Source organism: Ruegeria sp. H7, from assembly GCF_056532945.1.
Map to the genome: position 1 here is coordinate 39,381 of NZ_JBQFNZ010000012.1, position 14,747 is coordinate 54,127.

General features: G+C 59.7%; 16 protein-coding genes. 11 read left to right on the forward strand and 5 right to left on the reverse strand.

The genetic code is table 11. The annotated features are described in order from the left end of the window. Positions 1-41: 41 nt before the first annotated feature. Together ACR0AC_RS19745 and ACR0AC_RS19750 are read left to right on the forward strand one after the other, a co-directional pair. Complete coding sequence (locus tag ACR0AC_RS19745; protein ID WP_480875575.1) at positions 42-1,358, forward strand: lytic murein transglycosylase; 1,317 nt, start codon at positions 42-44, stop codon at positions 1,356-1,358. 60 nt (positions 1,359-1,418) lie between these two features. After that, positions 1,419-2,048, forward strand: coding sequence for a LysE family translocator (locus ACR0AC_RS19750; protein WP_170455310.1), 630 nt, complete (start codon positions 1,419-1,421; stop codon positions 2,046-2,048). 56 nt (positions 2,049-2,104) lie between these two features. Here the strand turns inward: ACR0AC_RS19750 and ACR0AC_RS19755 are convergent, their stop codons facing one another. Together ACR0AC_RS19755 and ACR0AC_RS19760 are read right to left on the reverse strand one after the other, a co-directional pair. Then, positions 2,105-3,502, reverse strand: a complete 1,398-nt coding sequence (locus ACR0AC_RS19755; RefSeq protein WP_170624643.1) for an aspartate aminotransferase family protein — start codon at positions 3,500-3,502, stop codon at positions 2,105-2,107. Positions 3,503-3,574: 72 nt separating this feature from the next. Next, positions 3,575-4,258: a GntR family transcriptional regulator gene (locus ACR0AC_RS19760; RefSeq protein WP_480627103.1), complete on the reverse strand. Its 684-nt coding sequence runs from the start codon at positions 4,256-4,258 to the stop codon at positions 3,575-3,577. 140 nt (positions 4,259-4,398) lie between these two features. Here ACR0AC_RS19760 and ACR0AC_RS19765 point away from each other — a divergent pair, with 140 nt between their 5' ends. The 5 genes from ACR0AC_RS19765 (at position 4,399) to ACR0AC_RS19785 (ending at position 9,682) form a co-directional block, all read left to right on the forward strand. After that, a complete protein-coding gene (locus ACR0AC_RS19765) occupies positions 4,399-5,484 on the forward strand; it encodes a polyamine ABC transporter substrate-binding protein (protein WP_170455303.1) in 1,086 nt (361 codons plus the stop codon). A 67-nt stretch (positions 5,485-5,551) separates the two neighbouring features. Continuing rightward, positions 5,552-6,679: an ABC transporter ATP-binding protein gene (locus tag ACR0AC_RS19770; protein ID WP_480627104.1), complete on the forward strand. Its 1,128-nt coding sequence runs from the start codon at positions 5,552-5,554 to the stop codon at positions 6,677-6,679. Beyond that, on the forward strand, positions 6,679-7,569 hold the full coding sequence (locus ACR0AC_RS19775) for an ABC transporter permease subunit (protein ID WP_480627143.1): 891 nt from the start codon (positions 6,679-6,681) through the stop codon (positions 7,567-7,569). Before ACR0AC_RS19770 ends, ACR0AC_RS19775 begins: the two co-directional genes overlap by 1 nt. Beyond that, a complete protein-coding gene (locus ACR0AC_RS19780; RefSeq protein WP_480586225.1) occupies positions 7,566-8,384 on the forward strand; it encodes an ABC transporter permease in 819 nt (272 codons plus the stop codon). Before ACR0AC_RS19775 ends, ACR0AC_RS19780 begins: the two co-directional genes overlap by 4 nt. Then, on the forward strand, positions 8,381-9,682 hold the full coding sequence (locus ACR0AC_RS19785; protein ID WP_480875582.1) for an NAD(P)/FAD-dependent oxidoreductase: 1,302 nt from the start codon (positions 8,381-8,383) through the stop codon (positions 9,680-9,682). The genes ACR0AC_RS19780 and ACR0AC_RS19785 overlap by 4 nt, the downstream gene beginning before the upstream one ends. A 7-nt stretch (positions 9,683-9,689) precedes the next feature. On the opposite strand, the gene ACR0AC_RS19790 is transcribed toward ACR0AC_RS19785, so the two are convergent. Continuing rightward, entirely contained in the window at positions 9,690-10,550 is an 861-nt protein-coding gene (locus ACR0AC_RS19790; protein WP_480875635.1) for a phosphotransferase family protein, read from the reverse strand. On the opposite strand from ACR0AC_RS19790, the gene ACR0AC_RS19795 reads away from it, so the two are divergent. Beyond that, the gene (locus tag ACR0AC_RS19795) at positions 10,485-10,640 is read left to right on the forward strand and encodes a hypothetical protein (protein WP_170455293.1); all 156 of its coding nucleotides are present in this window, start codon (positions 10,485-10,487) and stop codon (positions 10,638-10,640) included. The genes ACR0AC_RS19790 and ACR0AC_RS19795 overlap by 66 nt on opposite strands. On the opposite strand, the gene ACR0AC_RS19800 is transcribed toward ACR0AC_RS19795, so the two are convergent. Continuing rightward, positions 10,615-11,277 carry a flagellar hook capping FlgD N-terminal domain-containing protein gene (locus tag ACR0AC_RS19800; protein ID WP_480875585.1) on the reverse strand — a complete coding sequence of 221 codons (663 nt, stop codon included), beginning with the start codon at positions 11,275-11,277 and terminating at the stop codon, positions 10,615-10,617. The genes ACR0AC_RS19795 and ACR0AC_RS19800 overlap by 26 nt on opposite strands. 2 nt (positions 11,278-11,279) lie before the next feature. Then, positions 11,280-12,497: a flagellar hook-length control protein FliK gene (locus ACR0AC_RS19805; RefSeq protein WP_480875587.1), complete on the reverse strand. Its 1,218-nt coding sequence runs from the start codon at positions 12,495-12,497 to the stop codon at positions 11,280-11,282. Between the two features lie 112 nt (positions 12,498-12,609). On the opposite strand from ACR0AC_RS19805, the gene ACR0AC_RS19810 reads away from it, so the two are divergent. From ACR0AC_RS19810 to ACR0AC_RS19820, 3 genes are all read left to right on the forward strand, one after another. Beyond that, positions 12,610-12,876, forward strand: coding sequence for a rod-binding protein (locus ACR0AC_RS19810; protein WP_170523802.1), 267 nt, complete (start codon positions 12,610-12,612; stop codon positions 12,874-12,876). After that, positions 12,866-13,225 (forward strand): flagellar biosynthesis protein FlgN, encoded by a 360-nt coding sequence (locus ACR0AC_RS19815; RefSeq protein ID WP_170455284.1) that lies wholly within the window; start codon positions 12,866-12,868, stop codon positions 13,223-13,225. The genes ACR0AC_RS19810 and ACR0AC_RS19815 overlap by 11 nt, the downstream gene beginning before the upstream one ends. A gap of 210 nt (positions 13,226-13,435) precedes the next feature. After that, complete coding sequence (locus ACR0AC_RS19820) at positions 13,436-14,686, forward strand: flagellin (protein ID WP_170455282.1); 1,251 nt, start codon at positions 13,436-13,438, stop codon at positions 14,684-14,686. The last annotated feature ends 61 nt before the right edge of the window (positions 14,687-14,747 follow it).

Consider the following 14,747-nt stretch of genomic DNA (forward strand, 5'->3'; position numbering starts at 1 on the left):
GCGCTATCCTCGAGGTTGAGCAGTAATCAGGAAAAAACGGAATGCGTAAATGCGTAGGTGGCGTCATGACCGCCGCATTATGGGCATCCATCGTGCAGGCGTCAGCGACAGAACAGTCTCCAAGGCCCGAGTCTCGGCCATTGGAGGGCGAAATCCAATTAGCTTCGGCGGAGGTGACAACGTCAATTCGCCCGGTGCCCCGGCCGTCGGCTGAGGTGGTGCGGGTGTCGGCGGCAGGGAACGCGCGGTTTCAGGCCTGGCTGGGGGCGTTCGGGGATCGGGCGCGGGATCAGGGCATCTCGCAGACCACTCTGAACCGGGCCTTGGCGGGTTTGACATACGACAAGGACGTCATCCGGCGCGACCGCAATCAGGCCGAGTTCAGCAAGCCAATCTGGGAGTATCTGGACAGCGCCGTCTCGGACACGCGTATCGCCAACGGACGCGCGGCGTTGGATCGTCACGGCGCGGTGCTGAACCGGATCGAGGCGCAGTATGGCGTCGAGAAAGAGGTCGTGACGGCGATCTGGGGGTTGGAGACGTCCTTCGGATCGTATCGCGGCAACAACCAGACCATAAGGTCGCTTGCCACTCTGGCCTTTGATGCCCGCCGTGCGTTGTTCTTTGAGGCGCAGTTGATCGCCGCCTTGCAGATCGTTCAGGCCGGGGATGTCAGCGCGGGTCGGATGATCGGCAGTTGGGCCGGGGCGATGGGGCATACGCAGTTCATGCCGACCTCGTATCTGGACCACGCCGTCGATTTCGATGGCGACGGGCGGCGCGATATCTGGTCGGACGATCCGACGGATGCGCTGGCCTCTGCCGCTGCCTATCTGGCACGACATGGCTGGACCGAAGGACAGCCCTGGGGGGTCGAGGTACGACTGCCGGATGGGTTCGACTATGCCACGGCCAAGCGGGACTATACTCTGATGCCGTCGGACTGGGCGGCCCGAGGTGTGGTTGGGCGCGATGGTAAACCCGTGCGCGACTACGGGCAGGCCGCAATCCTGCTGCCCGCCGGAGGGCAGGGCGTGGCGCTGATGATCTTCGACAATTTCCGCGTGATTGAGGCCTATAACGGCGCGGATGCCTATGTGATCGGGATCGGTCACCTGTCAGAACGTCTGGCCGGGCGCGCACCGTTTCAGAGTGACTGGCCTCGGGGGGATCGGATACTCAGTTTCACCGAAAAGAAAGAGCTGCAAACCCGCCTGACCAATGCGGGGTTCGACACGCAGGGCATCGACGGGCGCACCGGGCCGAACACGATCAATGCGGTTCGGGCCTATCAACTGGCGCAGGGGTTGCTGCCGGACGGGTATCCGACGTTGAAGTTGCTGGAACGGTTGAGGTGAATGCGCGCTGGCGTTTCAGGGAATTGGTGATAGCCTTCGCGAGATGCAGAAGGTGATCACATGACTATCGAAACCTGGACCATCTACGTCCTGACGGTGCTTGCATTGATGAGCACCCCGGGACCGAGCCAATTGCTGATGCTGTCAAATAGCGGCGCACATGGGTTCAAACGTGCGCTCTCAACGGCGGCAGGGGACCTGACCGCAAATGCGCTGCAGATGCTGGCCGCCGGTCTGGGCTTGGCCGCCATCGTTGCGGCCTCGGGCACTGCGCTGGCCGTCATCAAATGGGCGGGTGTTGCCTATCTTCTGTGGCTTGGGTTCATGATGATCCGTCGCGCCAAGCCGGACGATCCGCATCTGGATGAGGCCCGGCCCAAGGCATCCCTGAAAGCCCTGTGGATGCAAGGCTTTCTGACCTCGGCGGCCAATCCGAAGGCGGTCGTGTTCTTTGCCGCTCTGTTTCCGCAATTCATCTCTGCCGACAGTGCCTTCTGGCCACAATTCCTGATCCTGAGCGCGACCTATATCGCGATGGATGGCGTGTTTCTGTCGGCCTACGGGTTCAGCGCAAGCTGGATTGCCAAGCGGTTCAAAGGAACCGCGCGTGTTTGGATCGAACGCACTGGCGGCGGCTTCATGATCGGCGCCGCCATCCTGCTTGGCCTCAAATCCATCGCGCAGAAATAGCGGTTGCGCACGGCGATACCGGAGACGTTAGGTCGTCTCCGGCCAGTGTCAGAATGTCAGGACGCCGCCTTCATCAGCCCCTGCGCGATGATTTCTGCCTGAGCCTCATCCAGCGATTTGTAGATCCGCACAAACATCTCGTCGATATCCGCAGGGGTCAGGATCAGCGGCGGAGAGATGATCATTCGGTCGCCCACATGGCGCATGATCAAGTTATTGGCAAAGCAGCGGTCGCGGCAGATATAGCCCACGGTGCCCGGCGCCGACGCAAACTTGGCGCGGCTGGCCTTGTCCGGGGTCAGCGCGACCGAGGCCATCATGCCGACGATCTTGGCCTCACCCACCAACGGATGATCGGCCAGCGCCTCCCATTTCTGTTTCAGATAGGGCGCGGCCACGTCGCGGACATGCTCGACGATTTTCTCTTCTTCCAGAATGCGCAGGTTTTCCAGCGCGACCGCAGCAGCGACGGGATGGCCGGAATAGGTGTAGCCGTGGTTGAACTCGGTGCCGCCGATCACTTTGGCAATCTCGTCGGTGACGATCGAGCCGCCAATCGGCGCGTAGCCGGAACTCAGCCCCTTGGCGATTGTCATGATATCGGGCCGGATGCCCACGGTTTGCGACCCGAACCAGTTGCCGGTCCGTCCAAAGCCACAGATCACCTCATCCGCGATCAGCAGGATGTCGTATGTGTCGCAAATTCGCTGGATTTCGGGCCAGTAGGTATCGGGGGCCACGATCACACCGCCCGCGCCCTGCACGGGTTCGGCGATAAAGGCGGCCACGCGGTCTTCGCCCAGTTCAAGAATGGCCTCTTCCAGCTCGCGGGCGCGGGCCAGGCCGAACTCTTCGGGTGACATATCACCACCCTCGGCCCACCAGTTCGGCTGGTTGATGTGATGGATGTTCGGGATCGGAATGCCGCCCTGCGCGTGCATCCCCGCCATGCCTCCCAACGAGGCCGACCCCACGGACGAGCCATGATAGGCGTTGTGACGGCTGATGATGATGTTCTTGTCGGGCTGGCCTTTCTCGGCCCAGTAGGTGCGGACCAGACGGATATTGGTGTCATTGGCCTCGGACCCGCCGGCTGCGAAGAACACGTGGTTCAGATCACCCGGAGCCAGTTCGGCAATTTTCGCCGCCAGCGCAATAACGGGAACATGGGTCGTTTTGAAGAAGGTGTTGTAATAGGGCAGTTCGCGCATCTGACGTGCGGCCACGTCGGCCAGTTCATCGCGCCCATAGCCGATGTTCACGCACCACAGACCGGCCATGGCATCCAGAATCTCTTCGCCGTCGCTGTCGGTCAGATAGACACCTTTGGCGCGCGTGATCACCCGCGCCCCTTCCTGACCCAGCGCCCCATTGGCGGAAAACGGGTGGAGGTGGTGCGCCGCGTCCAGTGCCTGCAACTCGGCCGTGGGCATGTGATTGGTGATGGTGGACATCCTGAAACCTCCTGCAGCAGTTGGCACTCAGAATATGATCAAATTTTTTGCTGTCAATCGAATCGCTGTTGCCTAGGCGGTGGCCAGCGCGCCGACCATCAGCTCCATCCCTTGTTCGATGTCCTGCGCAGTGGCCAGGGCGGCTTTTTCGGCGTCTCCTTTGCGCAGGGCGGCAATGATGTCTTTATGCCTGTCCGGCAGGCTTTGCGTTCCGAAACGCCCGCTGACGACACGCAGCGAGGGGCCGAAGCGCAGCCACAACCGTTCGGCCAGATCGCGCAGAATCGGGGCGTTGGCGTGGGCATACAGCGCCTCGTGAAACGCATAGTTCAATTGCAGGTATCCGCTGACATCGCCATCCGCGATCATACGATCAAGGCGCTGGTCCAACCGTTCCAGCGCGTCGATATCGGAAGGTTTCAGATTGGCTGCCGCCAGACGTGAAAGCTCTGATTCTATTGACTTTCTGGCAAAGATCATCTGCGCGATATCCGAGTCCGAAACCAGCGGAACACTGACCCTGCGATTGCCCTGAAACACCAACGCCCCGTCCGAGATCAGACGACGGATCGCTTCGCGTACCGGTGTCATCCCGACCCCAAGCGAATCAGTCAGTCCCTGGATCGTTACGGGCTGACCCGGAACCAGATCGCCGAACAGGATCTGCGATTTCAGTGTTTGGTACACCTGCTCATGTACTGGGCTTTTTTTGCCGTCCATCTTTGTCGTAGATGCCTTATTTTTGATCAAATCCAAGTGGTTCATTCCAATTTGCAAGCCGACAGCTTGCCGGGTTTGAACCGTCATGGAAGCATACTGCGTGCGGCTGAAAAACGCAAAACTTGATCAAATCCAAAAAACCGGGAAAATATCGGGACACTTGCAGGGAGAAGAAAATGTCAATCAAAACGCTGACACTGACAGCGGTCATCGCATTGGGGGTTTCGGCGGCCTTTGCCGACGAGGTGCGTGTCTACAACTGGTCCGACTATATCGATGAGGACCTTCTGAAAAAATTCGAGGAAGAAACAGGTCTGACGCTGATCTACGACGTGTTCGACAGCAACGAGGTTCTCGAAACCAAGATGCTGGCCGGTGGATCGGGCTATGATGTCGTGGTGCCGTCGGGCACGTTCCTTCAGCGCCAGATCCAAGCGGGCGCCTTTCAGGAACTGGACACAGCCAAGCTTTCGAATGCCGGAAACCTCTGGGATGTCATCCAGGACCGCACGTCGGGTTACGATCCGAACAACGCCCATTCCATCAACTACATGTGGGGGACGACTGGAATTGGCGTGAATGTCGGCAAGGTCAAAGAAGCCTTGGGTGACGATGTGGCGCTGAACAGCATGGATCTGGTTCTGAAACCAGAAAACATGGAAAAGCTTGCCTCATGCGGTGTGCATTTCCTGGATGCACCATCTGAAATGATACCGATGGCGTTGCAGTATCTGGGTGAAGACCCGGACAGCCACGATCCGGATGTGATCAAGAAGGTCGAAGGTGTTCTGACCGCGGTGCGCCCGCATATCCAGAAATTCCACAGCTCGGAATATATCAACGCGCTGGCAAACGGGGATATCTGCGTCGCCGTTGGTTGGTCGGGCGATATCCTTCAGGCGCGGGACCGCGCGGCCGAGGCGGATAACGGGGTCGAGATTGAATACCACCCGTTTGCCGAAGGCTCGTTGATGTGGTTCGACCAGATGGCCATTCCTGCGGATGCGCCGAACCCGGAAGGGGCGCATAAGTTCCTCGATTTCATCCTGGACGCCAATAACATGGCCGCCGCGTCGAACTATGTGTACTACGCCAACGGCAACAAGGCCTCGCAGGAATTTCTGGCCGAGGACGTGATCGGCGATCCGGCGATTTACCCGGATGAGGCCACGATGCAGAACCTCTACATCACGACGCCATACCCGTCGAAAACCCAGCGGGTCGTGACCCGTCTGTGGACCAAGATCAAGTCAGGCACCTGATCATTCAACACGGGGCGGGTGGACCGCCCCGTGTTCATTTTGTCCGTAGAGATCGACGGGGGCCGCTTTGAACACCGAAGTCTTTGCGCCGTGGGATGACCCGCAGGCGAAACCACTTATCCAGTTCCAGAATGTGACCAAAAGGTTCGGCGGTTTTACCGCCATCGACAACCTGTCGCTGGACATTTTCGAACGGGAATTCTTTGCTCTGCTCGGCCCGTCCGGTTGCGGCAAGACCACGATGATGCGGATGCTGGCAGGGTTCGAGACCCCGACCGAAGGGCATATCATGCTGGGCGGTCAGGACATTGACCCGATCCCGCCGAACAAGCGGGCGGTGAACATGATGTTCCAGTCCTATGCGCTGTTCCCGCATCTCAGCATATGGGACAACATCGCCTTTGGTCTGCGCCGGGACAACATGCCCAAGCATGATCTTGAGGATCGGGTCGAGGAAATGCTGCGCCTGACCCGGTTGGAGCAATTTGCCCGCCGCAGACCGCATCAGATCTCGGGCGGTCAACGGCAAAGGGTGGCGTTGGCGCGGTCACTGGCCAAGGCGCCCAGGTTGCTTTTGCTGGATGAACCGCTGGGGGCGCTGGACAAAAAGCTGCGGCAGGACACGCAGTTCGAACTGATGGACATTCAGGAAAAAACCGGCACGACCTTTGTGATCGTCACCCACGATCAGGAAGAGGCGATGACCGTTGCCAGCCGCGTTGCCGTAATGGATCAAGGCAGGCTGATGCAGGTCGCCACGCCGGATCGCATCTATGAGACCCCGAATTCGGTCTACGTCGCAGACTTCATTGGCGATGTGAACATTATCGAAGGTCGCGCGACATCGAACGGTCAGGATACCTATCAGATCGACTGGGCCGAAGGGCAGGCCCCGCTGACCGCAACCTCGGACGCCGGGTTCTCGAATGGCCAATCCTGCCATCTGGCAATCCGGCCCGAGAAGGTGACCATTTCCGCAGATCGCCCAACGGACGCGATCAATGCCATTCAGGGCAAGGTGCATGACATCGCCTATCTGGGCAATCTGTCCACCTATCACGTCGAACTGGCAAACGGCACGATCATCAAGGCGCAATCCGCCAATACCCGTCGCATCTCGCGCCGGTCGTTCACATGGGAAGACCCGGTCTGGCTGTCCTGGACAGCGACGGCTGCGGTTCTGCTGGCGAACTGATGCGCCGCGCCCTGCTGATCGCCGTTCCCTATGTCTGGCTGCTGGCGCTGTTCATGGTGCCGTTCTTCATTGTTCTGAAGATCTCTTTGTCCGACACTGAACTGGCGATCCCGCCCTATACGCCGACGCTGGACCTGTCGCAGGGATGGGCCGGGATCAAGGACTTCTTCAGCCAGTTGGATTTCGAAAACTTCGTCTGGCTGACCGAGGATGACCTGTATTGGAAGGCTTATCTGTCCAGCGTAAAAATCGCCGTGATCTCGACCTTTTTCACGTTGCTGGTGGGCTATCCGATCGCCTATGGCATGGCCCGCGCGCCCGAGGAATGGCGGCCGACGCTGATGATGCTGGTGATCCTGCCGTTCTGGACCTCGTTCCTGATCCGCGTCTATGCGTGGATGGGCATTCTGTCGAACGAAGGTTATCTGAACCAACTGCTGCTCTGGACGGGCATCATCTCGACCCCGTTGACGATCCTGAACACCAACACGGCGGTCTATATCGGCATCGTCTACACCTATCTGCCCTTCATGATCCTGCCGATCTATTCCGCACTGGAACGGATGGACGAATCCCTCATCGAAGCTGCCGAGGATTTGGGCTGTTCACGGATGCAAGCCTTCTGGCTGGTGACCATCCCGTTGTCGCGTCCCGGCATAATCGCGGGCTGCTTCCTTGTGATGATCCCTGTAATTGGTGAGTTCGTGATCCCGTCCCTGCTGGGCGGCTCGGGCACGCTGATGATCGGTAAGGTTCTGTGGGAAGAGTTCTTCTCGAACCGCGACTGGCCTGTCGCCAGTGCCGTCGCCGTTGTCCTGCTGTTGATCCTGGTGATCCCGATTGTGCTGTTCCAGCGCAACCAGCAAAAACAGACGGAGGCCGAACAATGAGCAGGTTAAGCTGGTTCAACACGGTCTCGCTGACGCTGGGGTTCGCCTTCTTGTATATCCCGATGCTGATCCTGATCATCTACAGCTTCAATGAAAGCAAGCTGGTCACGGTCTGGGCGGGTTTCTCGACCAAATGGTATGGCGAGCTGTTCCAGAACGAACAGATCCTGGATGCCGCATGGGTGACGTTGCGCGTGGCCGTGTTCTCATCAACGATCGCCACCGTTTTGGGCACTGCTGCCGCCTATGTGTTGGTGCGCGGAGGGCGTTTCTTTGGCCGCACCCTGTTTTCGGGCATGATCTATGCACCGCTGGTGATGCCCGAAGTCATCACCGGATTGTCGCTGCTGTTGCTGTTCATCGGCATCGGATTGGATCGGGGCATCCTGACCATTGTGTTGGCGCACACGACATTCTCGATGTGCTTTGTGTCCGTCGTCGTCTCGTCGCGGCTAGTGACGTTCGATCAGTCGCTGGAAGAGGCCGCACTTGATTTGGGGTGCTCTCCGGCGCAAGCGTTTCGTCTGGTGACCCTGCCGATTATCGCGCCTGCCGTGATCTCGGGCTGGTTGCTGGCCTTCACCCTGTCGCTGGACGATCTGGTGATCGCCTCCTTTACCTCAGGCCCGTCGGCCACGACCTTGCCAATGCGGATATTCTCTGCCGTGCGTCTGGGGGTCAGTCCGGAAATCAACGCTCTGTCGACGATCATGATCGCGGTTGTCACAATTGGCGTGATCACCGCCTCGTTGGTGACAAAACGCGCGATGATGCGGCAGCGACAAGATGAAATGGCTGCTGCCCGAACGGAATGAGGCGCATTTTTCCCGGCTATACCTACGGCCCCGGCCCGCGCGCGGGGTGTTGGTGGGATGAAACCAGCCCCAGCCCCGATTGGCCGGTGCAGAAAGGTGATCAGAGCGTCGATGTCGCCATAATTGGCGGAGGTTTCACCGGCGTCTCTGCCGCGCTGCATCTGACGGAAGGCGGGGCCTCAGTCGCGGTGTTCGAGGCGGAAACCCCCGGCTGGGGTGCCTCGGGTCGCAATGGCGGGTTTTGCTGTCTGGGCGGCTCAAAGCTGAGCCACAGGACCATGGCGCGCCGGTTCGGCGAACAGGAGGCGGACGCCTACGGGCAGGCAGAACAGGATGCGGTCCAGCTGGTCGCCGGGTTGCTGAACAAGCATGAGATCGATGCCGACACACATTCCGCAGGTGAAACCCAACTGGCGCATACCAAGCGCGCAATGACCCGTCTGCGTCGGCATGCAGACAAGAACGGCACCCTGCACGAGGCCAACGACTTGCCCGCGTTGGGGCTGAACGGCCCGTTTCATGGCGGCTATACGAATCCCGTCGGCTTTGGCCTGAACCCCCGCAAATATCTGTTTGGACTCGCGCGCGCGGCACATGATCTGGGGGTGCAGCTTTACCAAAAAAGCCCGGTTCAGCGCGTCCAGAAATCCGGGCCGGGGTTTCGGCTGACCACCCCCAACGGCTGTGCACAGGCCGACACGGTCCTGATCTGCACCAATGGCTATTCAAGCGAGGATGTGCCGGACTGGTTGTCAGGCCGGTATCTACCGGCGCAATCCACCGTTCTGATCACACGCCCCCTGACCGAGGCCGAGAAGATGGCGCAGGGCTGGACCTCGGATCAGATGTGCTATGACACGCGGCATTTGCTGCACTATTTCCGATTGATGCCCGACGGGCGGTTTCTGTTTGGGATGCGCGGTGGACTGCGATCCTCGGACCGGGCCGAGGCCGCAATTCGTCACAAGGTGCAAAGGGATTTCAGGCGAATGTTCCCTGCCTGGGCCGGGATCGAGATCACGCATATCTGGTCGGGCATGGTGTGCCTGTCTCGCGGTTTGGTGCCTTATGCGGGCCCGGTGCCCCGGCAACCCGGCCTGTTCGCGGGCTTTGCGTTTCATGGCAACGGCGTTGCAATGGGGACCTATTGTGGCCGGGCCTTGGCGCGATTGGCTCTGGGACAAGATGCCGGGCTGCCCGGTCCGATGACACAGCCTCCGCAGCGATTTCCCCTTGGCAGGTGGCGGCGCGCGGTTCTGCCGCCTGCTTATGCGGCCATGTCGATCGCTGATTGGTGAGTTCGGATCAGCGCAGTGCCTCGATCTCAAGTTCCAAACCGTGCCGGTAATCCGGTGCACCGTTTTCCATCCGCCACAGACAATACGCCGCCATGCGCCAGGCGAACCATGGGTGCAACTGTCTGTACCGGACCGTAATCGCCTTATCCCGATAAGCTGTCAGGAACCGTTCTGTCTGATCGGTCGCCAAAGGCGCCCCCCGGTATAGTTTCTGCATCGCCGGGGACAGGAACATCGCCAAATCCTCACAAGGATCCCCCAACGCCGGACATTGCCAGTCGATCAGGGTCAAACCGGTATCTGCCACCAGAATGTTGCCCGGCACAGGATCGCCATGGATCAGGCAAACATCAGAAATCGGTTCGACCGAGTGTGAGGGCCGCAAGTCCAGCAGCGTCTGAAGGGTTTGGGACGAACACCGATCAAGGATTCTTAGCCCGTGCTGTTCCAGATCCGCGCTGCCATTGCACCCTTCTGGTGCCGGAACCGGAAATTGCTGCCGGTGCAAATCCCAAAGCAGCTCGGCCACCGGCTCGGGCTCCTTGTCCCAGGGTGATCCGGGCGCGTGGTCGTAGAACACCCAGCGGTCCTGCTGGTACCGCCCTGCGGCGCGCAGCCGAGGCACAAATCCGGTGGGTTCCAGCGCTTTCAGGCAGCGGGCTTCCAGTTCGGCATCGTTGCCAAACAGAGGGTTGCGCAGGGATGAGCTATAGAGTTTCAAAACCCTGTCGCAATCGCCGCCAAGCACCTTCCAGACCTGATTGGTCCGCCCGCCATATAGGGTCTCGAAACGCGCACCTTCATGAACCAGCGCTTTGTCGATCAGCTGCTGGACAAGGTCGGGCGGAGGTTTGGGCAGGTCGGGCAGGGCGTTAACCAGTTCTTCAAGCGAGTCGCGAATGGCCTAGCTTTGGCCCGCCCGGCCCGTCAGTTCAAGCGCCCGCGCGCACGGCTGTGACCTGATCGGTGGGAACAACCTGCCCGCTTTCAAGGGTCAGCAGGATCGACCCGTCTCCGATCTGGGCTTCTACCACCCGGCTGTATGAGGCGGCGGGCGTGTCCGACAACCGGTCACCATCCTGAAAACTGCGGAGCGTGGCCGTGTAGGTTCCGGGGGGCAGCGGATTGCCGTCGGCGTCGGTACCAGCCCAGATAAACTCGGTCTGATCCAGCGGCACATCTGTCCGGCTGACAACCGCGCCTTGTTCATCCCGGATGATCATCGTCGCTTTGTCCGCCGCATCATCGGGCTGGGCGAACAAGGTCACGGGCGCGTTTTCGAACCGGAACCCCGCGGTCGAGCGCACGTCCATTCCAACCCAATTCGCCAGTTCGCCAAGGTTCAGCCCCCCCATGCTGGCTGTCAGCGAGGATAGCAGATCATTGGTCTGCACCTGCTGCTCAACCATCGAAAACTGCGCAAGCTGCGAGGCATATTCGGTGGAATCCATCGGCTCCAACGGGTCCTGATTCTGGGCCTGTGTGGTCATCATCAGCAGAAAGGTTTCGAAATCGGATGCAATGGCCGAGCTTTGAGTGCTGGCTGCCGTCTGAATCTGGCTTGTGCTTTGCGCAATCTGGGTTGGGTTTATCATTGTCATAACCTCATATCGATGCCCCTGCCCGGGGCCGATTTCTGCGGAATTGCATTTGTATGGACCGCCGCTTCTTCGGATGGCATCTCGACAAAGCCAGAGGTGTTGGGATCGCGCGCGTCCTGTCGAGGGTCCGAAGACGTGCCCAGATCGAAGGACAGATCGCCATAGCCAAGCTTCTGGAACTCGGCGTTCAACACGGCAATATGTCGGCGCATCAGGTCCAGCGTTTCAGGACGCTCGGCGGCAATCGTGACATAAAACCCGTCATCGCGGCCATTCAGTACGATTGACACCCGCCCCAATTCTTCGGGGTTCAGTGCAATCTCGACCGCCCCGGATCCGGGCCGCGCCTGTACCGCCGCGGCCATTTGTCCGGCAATGGCCCGCGCGACCTCGGCCCGCGTCGCCTGAGCGGGCGCGCTGAGTGACGGGGCTGATTCACGCGAAGATTGCAACACCGGCTCATCGGCCATAACAGGCAGAGCCTCTGGTTTCTCGGCAGGTCCCGGTTCTTCAACCTCACGAGGGGTGGCCGTCGCCAGAATCTGCATCTGAGCGGCGCTGGGAGGTCGATCCATTGGCACCTGCGACTGCGGTGATTTTGGCAGGTCGCTCGCGATCTTTGGGGCATCCCGATGCATTGTCACCTGCCCTTTGGATGACAGCTCCGGCCCGTTTGTTGAACGTGCCGCGAAAGCCGATTCGACGGGCGTTCCAATATTCACCTGCGTGATAGCAGGCGACGCATTGGGCGGGGCGTTGTTTCGCGTGTCCGGCTGCGGCACGGCTGCTTGTACGTCTTTGGGCGGGGCGGGGTCATGCGGGATCGTTGCTTGCGCCGCCGTGCCAGCCTCCACAGCTTGTGGCACAGTCTGCGCGCCAATCGTCACTTGTGTTTGCACCATTTTCCCCGTGGGCGGCGCCTGTTCAATGGCACGTTCGGCAACCGGCACCGGCTTGACCTCGGCCACAGCGAGCGTGGGGGCAGGAGGCTCGGCTTCGATATCTGGCGCGTCGGCTGCAATCTTGGCTTCGGGCAAATCGGCCCCTTCTTCTGTCACCTCGGGCATGGGGTCTTGTTCCGGCGCAGGTTCCTGCTGATCCAGAATGTCCTGAAACTGCGCCGTCTTTTTTGACGCATCCGATTCGTGCGTTGCAGACTCGGGTTTGGCAGTCGATGTGGGCGTGTTTGTCGCCAGTGTCAGCGGGTTGGGCATTTTGCTCCGGCTCCGTCTTGTGTGACCGGAAATCTGCCCTCAGGAAGTTACATTTATTTTAACCGCTTTCCTCTTTGATCGAGAAAGTTCGATGCAATTTTCGGAGAAAGCAATGAAGGTTTCGGCCCTCCCCCCACCGGTTCCAACCACGGATAAGCTCAGGTCCGCAGCTGTTGAGCTTGAGGCCGCATTCCTGGCGGAGATGTTGAAGTCCGCCGGTCTGGGGGAATCGCGCGACTCGTTCGGCGGCGGGGCCGGAGAGGATCAGTTCTCGTCCTTTCTGGTTCAGCATCAAGCACGACAACTGGCCCAGTCCGGCGGCGTCGGGCTGTCGGAACTTTTACTCAAATCAATGATGGAGCGCAGCAATGACAGCTGATTCCGATACGATTCTGATCCGATCACTGGAAGAGATTCTGGATCTCGAACGCGCGGCGCTGGTTGACGGCGATCTGGATCGCCTGACCCTGATGGTGCCGGAAAAAGAAAAGCTGATCGGTGCGATCAACGATCTTCAGGTTCGCGACAGTGCCGAGTTGATTCGCGTTCAGCAAAAGGTCGAACGTAATCAGGCCCTGCTGAACAGCGCGGCAGACGGCATCCGCGCCGTGGCCGCGCGCATGGCCGAACTGCGCCGGGTACGTCAGGAATTCAGCACCTATGGCGCGGATGGCCAGCGCAACGGGTACAAGGTGCGCAGCCATGCAAAGTTGGAAAAACGGGCATAGCCGTCGGTTTGATTCAAATCCGAAATTTCCGGGTTGGGCGTTTTAGCACTCCGTTAGGGGATCACGGTCAAGAGTGTCCCTGCACTTGATGAACACAGGTGGCGCGAACGGCCTCAGGGTGCGTCGCACAGGTCAGAACGACAGCAAAGCCCGCAGGCATTGCGGGGTGAAACTGGGCGCAAAAGGCCCGAACGGAAAAGGATGAAAGCTATGTCCAGCATTCTGACAAACAATGGCGCAATGGTTGCGCTGCAGACCCTGAAGTCGGTCAACAAGAACCTTGAAATGACCCAGAACGCGATCTCGACCGGTAAGGATGTCGCGACCGCCAAGGACAATTCGGCCGTGTGGGCGATCTCCAAAGTCATGGAGTCGGACGTCAAAGGCTTCAACGCCATCAAGGACAGCCTGTCACTGGGTGAATCCACCGTTGCCGTTGCGCGGAATGCGTCGGAAACGGTGACCGACTTGCTGACCCAGATGAAGGGTAAAATCGTCGCCGCGCAGGAAGGCAATGTGGACCGCGCCAAGATCAATGACGACGTGACCGCGTTGCGCGATCAGATCGCATCGGTTGTCGGAGCCGCGCAGTTCAACGGTCTCAACCTGGTGGATGGGACCGCAGGCACCGTCTCGATCCTGTCCTCGCTTGACCGTGATGGCACCGGTGCCGTGAACTCTGCGTCAATTTCGGTGGCCAGCCAGGACCTGTCGATTGGTGGGTATACGGCCAAGGGCGTTCTTGCCGGTTCGGACGGTGCGACAACCGACAATGACGTGGCAGGCTTCACCATGGACCGCACCACGGGCACTGGCGACATTCTCATCGACAGTTCGACGGACAACTTTGAAGTTGGTGACAGTGTGTCGATCCGCGTTGGCGATCAGGAAGTGTCATATACGATCCAGGACAGCGATCTTGATCCGTCGGGAACCTATGACGAGAACTACACCGATGCTCTGGTCGCGGTCGGCCTGAAAAATGAGATCGATGCACTGGGTATCACGGGTCTTGCCGTTGATTATGACGCGTCCAGTGCGCCGAACACCCTGTCCTTCGCGACGGGTACCGCCGCTGCGGGTGCTGATGCGGATCAGGACATTTCTATCTCTGCTCAGTTCACCAACGCGGGTTCTGGCGGTCTGGGTGCGCTGAGCTCGATTGACGTGTCGACCGATGCAGGTGCAGCGGCAGCACTGGGCACGATCGAAACGCTGATCGATACCTCGATCGATGCGGCGGCGGCCTTTGGGTCCGTGCAGGGTCGGATCGAAACCCAGCAGGATTTCGTCTCGAAACTGACCGACTCGTTCAAGTCCGGTATCGGCTCGCTGGTTGATGCCGACATGGAAGAGACCTCGGCCCGGTTGCAGGCCCTGCAGGTACAGCAGCAATTGGCAACCCAATCGCTGTCGATTGCCAACCAGGCGCCGCAGTCGATCCTGTCGCTGTTCCGTTAATTCCGGAACCTGGTCGGGGCGCGGGTTTCGCGCCCCGGCATTGACCGCATGAAGACGGCCT